The 10,753-nt window shown below is 71.3% G+C and carries 7 protein-coding genes; 2 read left to right on the top strand and 5 right to left on the bottom strand.

What is annotated here, in order from left to right; genetic code table 11:
• Positions 1–197: 197 nt before the first annotated feature.
• Positions 198–620 carry a Cys-tRNA(Pro) deacylase gene (ybaK, locus tag DQW85_RS33840; protein WP_420819203.1) on the top strand — a complete coding sequence of 141 codons (423 nt, stop codon included), beginning with the start codon at positions 198–200 and terminating at the stop codon, positions 618–620.
• Positions 621–964: 344 nt separating this feature from the next.
• On the opposite strand, the gene DQW85_RS33835 is transcribed toward ybaK, so the two are convergent.
• Complete coding sequence (locus DQW85_RS33835) at positions 965–3,232, bottom strand: transglycosylase domain-containing protein (RefSeq protein ID WP_113703833.1); 2,268 nt, start codon at positions 3,230–3,232, stop codon at positions 965–967.
• 52 nt (positions 3,233–3,284) lie between these two features.
• Positions 3,285–4,595 (bottom strand): UDP-N-acetylglucosamine 1-carboxyvinyltransferase, encoded by a 1,311-nt coding sequence (gene murA, locus DQW85_RS33830; RefSeq protein WP_240197597.1) that lies wholly within the window; start codon positions 4,593–4,595, stop codon positions 3,285–3,287.
• Between the two features lie 63 nt (positions 4,596–4,658).
• Here murA and DQW85_RS33825 point away from each other — a divergent pair, with 63 nt between their 5' ends.
• Complete coding sequence (locus tag DQW85_RS33825; protein ID WP_240197596.1) at positions 4,659–5,168, top strand: hypothetical protein; 510 nt, start codon at positions 4,659–4,661, stop codon at positions 5,166–5,168.
• 48 nt (positions 5,169–5,216) lie between these two features.
• Here the strand turns inward: DQW85_RS33825 and DQW85_RS33820 are convergent, their stop codons facing one another.
• From DQW85_RS33820 to DQW85_RS33810, 3 genes are all read right to left on the bottom strand, one after another.
• Positions 5,217–6,638: an amidase gene (locus DQW85_RS33820; protein ID WP_205315612.1), complete on the bottom strand. Its 1,422-nt coding sequence runs from the start codon at positions 6,636–6,638 to the stop codon at positions 5,217–5,219.
• 57 nt (positions 6,639–6,695) lie between these two features.
• Positions 6,696–10,223, bottom strand: a complete 3,528-nt coding sequence (gene dnaE, locus DQW85_RS33815) for a DNA polymerase III subunit alpha (RefSeq protein WP_113703831.1) — start codon at positions 10,221–10,223, stop codon at positions 6,696–6,698.
• A 125-nt stretch (positions 10,224–10,348) separates the two neighbouring features.
• Positions 10,349–10,753, bottom strand: a 405-nt coding sequence (locus DQW85_RS33810; RefSeq protein WP_338043437.1) for a chorismate mutase, incomplete at its 5' end; no start/stop codon positions are given.

Here is a 10,753-nt window from a genome sequence, read left to right as displayed (position 1 = left end):
CGAAACCCCAACCATGATCACCAGGTCGGGGTTCGCTGCCGTCTGCCCAGCTCAGGAAGGGATTTTCGGGGCAGATTCGATACACTGGTTACGTGAGCCTGCGGACGAGCGGAGAGAGGGCGAGGACGGTGGGCAAGGCGAAGGCCCAGGGGGGCACCCCGGCCACGGTGGCGCTGACCAGGGCCGGGGCCGAGTTCATGCTCCACCCCTACGACCACGACCCCGGCGCCCAGGCCTACGGCGAGGAGGCCGCCGACGCGCTGGGGGTGCCGTACGAGCGGATCTTCAAGACGCTGGTGGCGGAGGTGGAGAGCGGGCTGGCGGTGGCGGTCGTGCCGGTCGCGGGCAAGCTCGACCTCAAGGCGCTGGCCGCGGCGCTCAGGAGCAAGCGCGCCGCGATGGCCGACGCGGCCAGGGTCGAGCGCGTCACGGGCTACGTGGTCGGCGGCATCAGCCCCCTGGGCCAGCGCAAGCCGCTGCCCACCGTGATCGACTTCTCGGCTCTCGACTTCGACACGATCTACTTCTCGGCGGGCAGGCGCGGCCTCCAGATCGAGACCTCCCCGGCCAACCTCATCACCCTCACCCGCGCCGCCACGGCGCCGATCGCGAAGCCCTAGCCACCGCGGGCCCGCGTGGGTCGGCCCTCCGGACGGCCTCCGCCACCAGCCACCGCCTGACGGACGCCCCTCCGACGATCCCCGCTGAGGACCCTGCTGACGGCCCCACTGAGGACCCCGCTGACGGCCCCACTGAGGGCCCCGCTGACGGCCCTTCCGACGATCCCCGCTGAGGGCTCTGCCGACGATCCCCCACCTGACGCCATGCCGACCGCCCCTACCGGCGGTCCCCCATCCGACATCCAACCGACGGCCCAGCCGACCGTCCTGCCAACGGTCCCGCCCGGCGGTCCTACCCGGCGGTCCTGGCTGGCGGGCCCATTGACGTTCCTGCCCGGCGGGTCTCAGTCGGGGAGAGGCCCGCGGTCACCCCGGGCGTCATCGGGGAGGAAGAGGCGGGGGCGGGAGCGGGAGCGGGGCGGCGAACCGTCGCCTGGGAGGCGTGGACGGCGCCAGACGTAGCGGGGGCTGTCCCAGCCGAGCCGCTCCCGCAGCCTCCGCCACAGGGCCCGCCGCGCCGCGGCGGCTTCGGCCTCCTCCAGGCCGGGCGTGAAGCCGCCCCCGAAGCGGGCCATGTCCGGGCCGGGGAAGCCGCGCGACGGGGTGTCGCTGAGCGCCGAACGCATCGACTCCACCCAGATCGGCCCCGGCAGTGTCGCCCCGTACACGGCGCCGTAGTAGGCGCCGCCGATGTTCACCCCCTGCAGCGGGTAGCGGTACGACCCGCGGATGTCGCCGACGCTGACCGCGGCGGCCAGGTCGGGCGTGTAGCCGGCGAACCAGGCCGAGGCGTAGCCGTTGTTCGTGCCGGTCTTGCCCGCCGCCGGGCGGCCGATGCCCTGGCCGCGCATGGTGCCCTTGTCGAACACCCCCTCCAGCAGGTGGTTGACGGCGTCCGCCACCTCCCGGTCGAGGACCTGGCGGCAGGCGGGCGGCACCACGGTGGTCCGCCCGTCCCGGCCGGTGATCTCCACGATGGCCAGCGGCCGGCAGTACCTCCCCCGCGCCGCGAACGTGGCGAACGCCGCCGCCACCGTCACCGGGTCCATCTCGTTGACCCCCAGCGTGAAGGTGGGCACCTCGCGCAGCGGCCTGCCGTCCGCCCGCGCGACGCCGAGGGCCCTGGCGGTCCTGACCACGTTGCAGAGGCCGACCTTGCGCTCCAGCATCATGTAGAAGACGTTCACGGACTTCCAGGTGCCGGTCGCCAGGCTGTGCGGGCCGCCCTCGCCCTCGCCTCCCGCGTTCTGCACGCGGATGCTCGGGGCGTTCACGGGCCTGCCCCGGCAGTCGCGGTAGCCCTGCGCGGGCACCATCGAGCCGGGCGTCTGGAAGCCCTGCCCGAACCGCCACCCCTGCTTCAGCGCGGTGGCGAGCGTGAACACCTTGAACGTGGAGCCCGCCTGGAAGCCCATCCCGCCGCCGTGCGCCGTGTCGGCCACCAGGTTGTACGTGGTCCTGGCGCCGTTCTTCCGGTCGCCGGGGTTGCGGCCGAACTTCTTGCTGGCCGCCATCGCCCTGATCCGCCCGGTGCGCGGCTCGACCATGGCCTCGGCGGCCACCTCGGTGTCCTCGGGGTCCACCCGGTCGCGGATGGCCTCCTCGGCGGCCCGCTGGGCGGCCGGGTCGAGGCTGGTCCTGATCACCAGGCCGCCTCTGGCCAGCCTGGCCTGGCGTTCCCTCGCGGTGTCGCCGAACGCCTCGTTGGTGAGCAGCTCGCGCTGGACGTACAGACAGAAGTACGGGTAGTCGCTCTGCGCGCAGCCGCCCGGCTCCGGCCGGAGCCTGACGTCGAGCCTGGTCCGCTTGGTCGTCTGGGCCTGCGCCTGGGTGATGAGTCCCAGCCCGGCCATCCGGTCGAGCACGAGGTCGCGCCGCTCCCGCAGCCGCGCCTGCTGCGCCCGGCCCAGCGAGGGATCGGTCGAGTACGGCATGCGGACGGCGCCCGCCAGCGTGGCGGCCTGGGCGAGGGTGAGGTTCGCGGCCGTGGTGGAGAAGAAGCGCCGGGCGGCCGCCTCGACGCCGTGGGCGCCGGCGCCGAAGTAGGCGATGTTCAGGTACTTCTCGAGGATCTGGTCCTTGGTGTACTTCTTCTCCAGCGCCAGCGCCAGCCGCAGCTCGGTGATCTTGCGGCCGAGGCTGAGCGCCCGCGCCCGGTCGCGTTCCTCCTCTGAGCGGGCGCCCTCCACCAGGATGTTCTTCACGAGCTGCTGGGTGAGCGACGAACCGCCCTGCCTGATCCCGCCCGCCTGGGTGTTGGTGAGCAGCGCCCGGACGACGCCCCGGACGTCGAGGCCGCCGTGCTCGTAGAAGCGGGCGTCCTCGATGGCCACGATCGCCTGGCGCATCACCGGCGCCACCTGGGCCAGGCGGATCTCCGTCCGGTTGGCCTCGTAGAACTGGGCGAACGGCTTGCCGTCGCGGTCCAGCAGCCTGGTCACCTCGGACAGCGGCTCCTCGCGCGGCGCGGGCGGCAGGTCGACGAACGTGGTGGCGACCTTCTTGGCGGCGAGCCCGGCTCCGGTGACGGCGGGCGCGGCGAGTGCCCCGGCCAGCACTCCGCACAGGGCCCCGGCCACGCCGAGCCCGCCGATGCATCTGAGCACACTCACTCAGGTGATCTGCGACCTGCGGATCATCGGCAAACGCCCGGATCCGACTCCTTTACCATTCGCTTCGGATGTTCAGACCGAGCGAGGCGAACTGCTCGAACGGTCTGTGATATCCCCGCTCGATGTGGTGCACGCCGCGCAGGGTGGAGACGCCGTCGGCCACCGCCGCCGCCAGCACGGCGGAGAACCCCGCCCTGATGTCGGGCAGCGTCACGTCGGCGCCCTTCAGCTTCGACACGCCGCGCACCACGGCCGAGTGCCGGGCGTTGCTGTCGTGGTAGCGGCAGGCGGGGCCGCCCAGGCACTGGTCGAAGACCTCGATCTCGCAGCCCATCCTCTGCAGCGCGGGCACGTACACCAGGCGGTTCTCGAAGACCGTCTCGTGCAGCACCGACATGCCCTGGCTCTGCGTGAACAGCACCATGAGCGGCGTCTGCCAGTCGGTCATGAACCCCGGGTGGGTGTCGGTCTGCACGGCGGCCGAGCGCAGGCCCTCGGGCGGGGCGGTGGCGCACAGGTACTCGTCGTTGATGTCGAACCGGGCGCCCATCCGGGCGAGCGTGGTGATCGCGGTCACCAGCCTGTCCTGCGGGCAGCCGTGCACCCGCACCTCACCGCCGGTGACCAGGCCCGCGGCCAGGTAGGAGAACGCCTCGATGCGGTCGCCCGCCAGCCAGATGGAGGCGCCGCGCAGCCGCTCGACACCCTCGATGACGATCCTGCGGTCCGGGGACAGCTCGATCTGGGCCCCCATCCGCTGCAGGAACAGCGCCAGCTCCACGACCTCGGGCTCCATCGCGGCGTTCTTCACCACCGTCTTGCCCTCGGCCAGCACCGACGACATGAGGATCGTCTCGGTCGCGCCGACGCTCGGGTAGGGCAGCTCCAGCCGGGCGCCGTTGAGCCGCTTGGCCTTGGCGTAGATGCCCGCCTCGCCCACCTCGACCTCGGCGCCCATCGCGCGCAGCGCCTCCACGTGGAAGTTCACCGGCCGGCGCCCGATGGGGTCGCCGCCGACCAGCGGCACGAACGCCTCACCGGCCAGGTGGAGGAGCGGGCCGAGCATGAGGATGGGGATGCGGTTCAGCCCGGTGAACGCGTCGGGCACCCGCGGGCGGATCTCCGGGCCCTGGCCGATGCGGATCTCCGTCTTCGTGATCTCGACGTTGATGCCGAGCGCGTCCAGCATCGCCGCGGTGATGCCCACCTCGCCCACCTCGGGGGCGTTGTGGATGGTGCTCTCGCCGCTGCCCAGCATGGCGGCCACCATGTGTTTCGACACGGCGTTCTTGGAACCGCGCACGACGACGTCCCCGCGGAGCGGGCCGGACGGTTCGATCAGCCAGACCTCTTCTTGAATCACGAAGTGAGCCTAACCGGGAGATAGCATCGAGCTGATCCGGAGGCGGAGTCGAGGGAGAGTCGCGTGGCGAGGCAGGTGCGGGTCTTCGCGGTGACCGTCCTCGTTCTCGCCGCTCTGGCGGTGCTCGCCGGGCTTGTCTGGTCCTGGGTGGCCCCCCGCGCGCCCTACCAGGTCACCGGGCAGGGGCGGGTGCTGGCCGACCCGTCCACGCAGGCGCTGATCGCCGCGGACGGCTGGTTCGCGGTGATCACGGGCGGGCTCGGGCTGGCGTGCGGGGCGCTGGGCTGGTTCCTCGGGCGCCGTCAGCCGCTGGCCGTGCTGCTGGGCCTGGGCGCGGGCGGGGTGCTCGCGGCGTTCGTCACGTTCTGGGTGGGTTCGGCGTCCACGCTGGGCGTGGTCACGGTCGAGGCGGCGGCCCGGCCCGGCGCCACGATCGTCCCCGGGTCGCTGGTGCTGACCGCCCAGGGAGTGCTGGTGTCCTGGGCGCTCTGCGCGGTGGCGCTCTTCGGGATCCTGGAGGGCATGCACGGCTACCGCGAGTCGCCCCTCCGCAAGCCGTACGGGATCGACTAGCCGCGGCGCTCAACGGGGTGGCGGCGGGCGCCGTGCCCGGTGGCCTGCTCAGAGCGGCGGGCGGCGGGCGCCGTGCCCGGTGGCCTGCTCGAACGCGCGGGCCACGCGCAGCACCCTGGCGTCGGCGAAGGGCCGCCCGACGATCTGCACGCCGACCGGCAGTCCCTGCGGCGTGAACCCGGCGGGCACCGACGCGGCGGGTGCGTGCAGCACGCTGATCCAGTAGGCCGAACGCATCCACGACAGGTAGTCGGGCAGCCGCACCCCGTTGATCTCACTGACGTACGGGTCCTCGACGGGGAACGGCGGCACCTGGCTGACCGGCGCGATGAGCACGTCGTAGGTGTCGAAGAAGGCGGCCATCCGGTGGTAGAGGCCGCTGCGCAGCCGCTCGGCACGGGCCAGGTCGTCGCCCGTGACCTTGCGGCCCTGCTCGACGTTCCAGGCGGTGTTGGCCCCGAGCCCGGTCAGCTCGCCGAAGGACAGGGCGTAGTGCCAGGCCCGGTAGACCCGGAACGCCTCGTCGGCGTCGGACAGGTCGAGCTCCACCTGCTCGACCTCGGCGCCGAGCCGCTCGAACACGCCGGGCGCCGTCGCCGTCACGGCCGCCGTCGCGGGGTCCACCGGCAGGCCCCCCAGGTCGGGGCTCCACGCGATCCGCAGCCCGGCCACCCCCCGCTCCGGGTCCGGGCCGAACCCCTCCGTGATCGCGTACGGCGAACGCGGGTCGAACCCCGAGATCACCGACATCATCAGCGTCACGTCCTCGACCGTCCGCGCCATCGGCCCCAGCACGGACAGCGTGTACCAGGCGGCGATCTCCGACGGCGCCGGCACCCGCCCCGGCGTGGGCCGCAGGCCGACCACGTTGCAGAACGAGGCGGGGTTGCGCAGGGAGCCGCCCATGTCGGAACCGTCGGCGAGCGGCACCATCCCGCAGGCCAGCGCCGCCGCCGCGCCGCCGCTGCTGCCCCCCGCCGACCTGGACAGGTCGTACGGGTTGCGGGTGGCCCCGAACACCTCGTTGACGGTGTGCGAGCCGGTGCCGAACTCGGGCGTGTTGGTCTTGCCCACGCTGATCGCCCCGGCGCCCCTCAGCCGCCGCACGATCAGGGCGTCCTGGTCCGGCACGTGCTCCGCGAACCGCGTCGACCCGTAGGTCGTCCGGATGCCGGCCGTGTCGACCAGATCCTTGTGCGCCACCGGAACCCCGTGCAGCGGCCCCTCGGGCTCGGCCGCGTCGGCGGCCTTCGCCGCGTCCATGGCCTGCTCGGCAACGAGCGTCACGATGGCGTTGACCCGGGGGTTGACCTGCTCGATCCGGTCGAGGCACGCCTGGAGCAGCTCCACGGCGCTCACCTGCCTCGCCCTGATCAGGCGGGCCATCTCGGTGGCGGTGAGGTAGTGCAGTTCGGTCACGCCTCGATCCTCCCGCACCCCTTCCCGCCGGGCGACGGCGAGGTTTGCCATGCCCACCCCCTCCCGCCCGGCACCCGTCCCCGGGGTCCCCCCTGGAGCGGCGGTGGGTCAGCCGCCGAGGCAGGCCGGGCCGAGGAGCTCCTTGAGGTCGCCCATCAGCGCCGGTGACTGCGTCACGCGGAGCCGGTCCTCGACGCGCATGACCGTCGTCTTGGGCCCGTTGTGCACCTGCAGGTGCACTTCCGAGGTGCCCGGGTGGGTGGTGAGGATCTCCTTGAGGCGACCGACCACCGGCGGTGTGCACCGGTTGAGCGGCAGGCTCACCAGCAGCGGCCCGCCGGCCTCCTGCGTCAGGTCCGGCGCGGTCACCTCCATGGCGATGATCTTGGCGACGTCCTCCCGCTTGTCGATGCGGCCCTTGACGAAGACGATCGCGTCCTCGGCCAGGACCGTCGAGCACAGCTGGTAGGCCGACGGGAAGATCATCACCTCGATGGCGCCTTCGAGGTCCTCGAGCTGGGTGAGCACCCAGGTGTCGCCCTTCTTGGTGACCTTGCGCTGCACCCCGGTCAGGATGCCGCCCACGGTGACGATCTGGCCGTCAGGGCGGCTCTCGTCCTGGAGCGCGGCGATCGAGCAGTCGGCGCCCGAGGCGAGGATGTGCTCGACGCCGAACAGCGGGTGGTCGGAGACGTAGAGGCCGAGCATCTCCCGCTCGAACTGCAGCAGGGTGTTCTTGTCCCACTCCCCCACCGGGATCTGCACGTCGAAGGTCTGGTCCTCGCCGCCCTCGATCGCGCCGAACAGGGAGTCCTGGCCGATGGCCTCGTTCTTCTTGATGTCGATGATCGCGTCGACGGCCTGCTCGTGCACCATGACCAGGCCCTTGCGGACGTGGCCGTGCGAGTCGAACGCCCCCGCCTTGATCAGCGACTCGATCACCCGCTTGTTGCAGACGATGGCCGGGACCTTGCGCAGGAAGTCCTTGAAGTCGGCGAAGCGGCCCTTCTCCCTGCGCGCGATGATGACGCCGTCGACGACGTTGGCGCCGACGTTGCGGACCGCCGACAGGCCGAAGCGGATGTCGGTGCCGCGCGGGGTGAAGTCGAAGTCGGAGTCGTTGACGTCCGGCGGGAACACCTTGATGCCCATGCGGCGGCACTCGTTGAGGTAGAGGGCCGACTTGTCCTTGTCGTCCTTGACGCTCGACAGCAGCGCGGCCATGTAGGCGGCGGGGTGGTTGGCCTTGAGGTAGGCCGTCCAGTAGGACACCAGGCCGTAGGCCGCCGAGTGGGCCTTGTTGAAGGCGTAGTCGGAGAACGGCAGCAGGATGTCCCAGAGCGTCTTGACGGCCGCGGCGGAGTAGCCGTTGGCCTTCATGCCCGCCTCGAACGACTCGAACTGCTTGTCCAGCTCGGCCTTCTTCTTCTTGCCCATCGCGCGGCGCAGCAGGTCGGCCTTGCCGAGGGAGAACCCGGCGACCTTCTGCGCGATGGCCATGACCTGCTCCTGGTAGACGATCAGGCCGTAGGTCGTGTCGAGAATCTCGGCGAGCGACTCCTTGAACTCGGGGTGGATCGGGGTGATCTCCTGCAGGCCGTTCTTGCGCAGCGCGTAGTTGGTGTGGGAGTTGGCGCCCATCGGGCCGGGGCGGTAGAGGGCGCCGACGGCGGAGATGTCCTCGAAGTTGTCGGGCTTCATCAGCCGCAGCAGGGAGCGCATGCCGCCGCCGTCGAGCTGGAACACGCCCAGCGTGTCGCCCCTGCCGAGGAGCTCGTACGCCTTGCGGTCGTCGAGCGGCAGCTTCAGCAGGTCGATCCTGGCGCCCGTGGTGGACTCGATCATCTTGAGGCAGTCGTCGATGATCGTGAGGTTGCGCAGGCCCAGGAAGTCCATCTTCAGCAGGCCGAGCGTCTCGCAGGTCGGGTAGTCGAACTGCGTGATGATCGCGCCGTCGGAGTCGCGGCGCATGATCGGGATGTGGTCGGTCAGCACCTCGGCCGACATGATCACGCCGGCGGCGTGCACGCCGGTCTGCCGGATCAGGCCCTCCAGGCCCTTGGCGAGGTCCATCGTCGCCTTGACGTCGACGTCCTCCTCGTAGAGCCTGCGCAGCTCGCCCGCCTCGTTGTAGCGCGGGTGGTCGCCGTCGAAGATGCCCGACAGCGGGATGTCCTTGCCCATCACGGCGGGCGGGAACGCCTTGGACACCTTGTCGCCCAGCGCGTAGGGGTAGCCGAGGACGCGGCCGGCGTCCTTGATGGCGGCCTTCGCCTTGATGGTGCCGAACGTGGCGATCATGGCGACCTTGTCGGCTCCCCACTTCTCGGTCACGTAGCGGATCACGTCGGCCCGCCTGCGCTCGTCGAAGTCGATGTCGACGTCGGGCATGGAGACGCGGTCGGGATTGAGGAACCGCTCGAAGATCAGCCCGTGCGGGATCGGGTCGAGGTCGGTGATGCCCATCGCGTAGGCCACCAGCGAGCCCGCCGCCGAGCCGCGGCCCGGTCCGACCGGGATGCCGTTCTGCTTGGCCCACATGATGAAGTCGGCGACCACGAGGAAGTAGCTCGGGAAGCCCATCTGCTCGATGATGCCGATCTCATATTCGGCCTGCTCGCGGTGCTGGTCGTCGTAGCCCTCCGGCCAGCGGCGGTCCATGCCCTCCCAGACCGTCCGGCGGAAGTATTGCTGCTCGGACATGCCCTCGGGGATCGGATAGGTGGGCATGAGGTTCTTGAACTCGAAGAACCCGGACGGATCGACCCTCTCCGCGACCAGCAGCGTGTTGCGGCAGCCCTCGGCCCACAGGTCGGAGGAGTCGATCGCGCGCATCTCGTCGGCGGTCTTGATGTAGTAGCCCGTGCCGTCGAACCGGAACCGGTCGGGGTCGGACAGCTGCTTGCCGGTCTGGATGCACAGCAGGGCGTCGTGGCCGGCGGCGTCGGACTCGTAGGTGTAGTGGGAGTCGTTGGTGACCAGGGGCGGGATGCCGAGGTCGCGGCTGATCCGGGTCAGCCCGTCGCGGACCCGGCGCTCGATGTCGAGCCCGTGGTCCATGATCTCCAGGAAGTAGTTTTCCCTGCCGAAGATCTCCTGGTAGCGGGCCGCCGCCTTGAGCGCCTCGTCGTACTGGCCGAGCCGCAGCCTCGTCTGCACCTCGCCGGACGGGCAGCCGGTCGTGGCCATCAGCCCCTCGGCGTGCTCGGCCAGGATCTCGGCGTCCATCCGGGGCCACTTGCGCACGAAACCCTCGGTGTAGGCGCGCGAGGACAGCCGCATCAGGTTGTGCAGGCCGGTCTTGTCGCGCGCCCAGATGGTCATGTGGGTGTAGTAGCCGCCGGCCGAGACGTCGTCCTTCTTCTGGTGCGGCTCGCCCCACAGCACCGGCTTCTTGTTGTGCCGCAGCTCGGGCGACACGTAGGCCTCGATGCCGATCACCGGCTTGACGCCCGCCGCGGTCGCCTGCCGGTAGAAGTCGTAGGCGCCGTGCATGTTGCCGTGGTCGGTGATGGCGATCGCGGGCATGCCCAGCTCGCCGACCTGTTTGAACATCTGCTTGAGCCGCGCGGCCCCGTCGAGCATGGAGTATTCGGTGTGCACGTGCAGATGGACGAACGAGTCGCTGGACGACATGGAGCGGCGCCTCCGGGTCTGCGAGGCCGGTCGGATGTGGCCGGTCGGTGTGATGTGAGCTCCGACTCTAGTGCTCCCCACCGACTACCCGCGTGCCGTACGGGGAGTGGCTTCCAAGGAACACCCTACGGCCGCCCGCGCCGCTCCTCCGCCAGGTCGAGACCGGCCTCGATGACCGCCTTCATGATGGACGCGAGCCGCTCCTCGCCCAGCTCGGGGGCACGCTGCGCCATCCGGGCGACCAGGGCCCGCTCCCGACCGGGGTCGCGACCGGCGAAGCCGCCGACGGGCTTGAGCGTCTGCACGGTCCCGGCCAGCGCGGCGCGCCGTTCGAGCAGCGTGGCCAGCGCGGCGTCCACCCGGTCGATCGCCTCCCTGCACTCCGGCAGCGTGGCGGGCCGCTCGGGCCGCAGCAGCGCCCCCACGAGCGTCACGGCCTCCTCCGCCAGGTACGGCAGCGCCTCGCGGGGCCCCTCTCCGTCCGCCCCGGCTGCCCCGGCCGAAGCGGCCGAAGCGGCCAACCCGGCCGG

Source organism: Nonomuraea lactucae (genome assembly GCF_003313395.1).
GTDB classification, from domain to species: Bacteria; Actinomycetota; Actinomycetes; order Streptosporangiales; family Streptosporangiaceae; genus Nonomuraea; species Nonomuraea lactucae.
The sequence above is the reverse complement of the archived record's forward strand: the minus strand, read 5'-3'. Positions and strand labels throughout refer to the sequence as shown.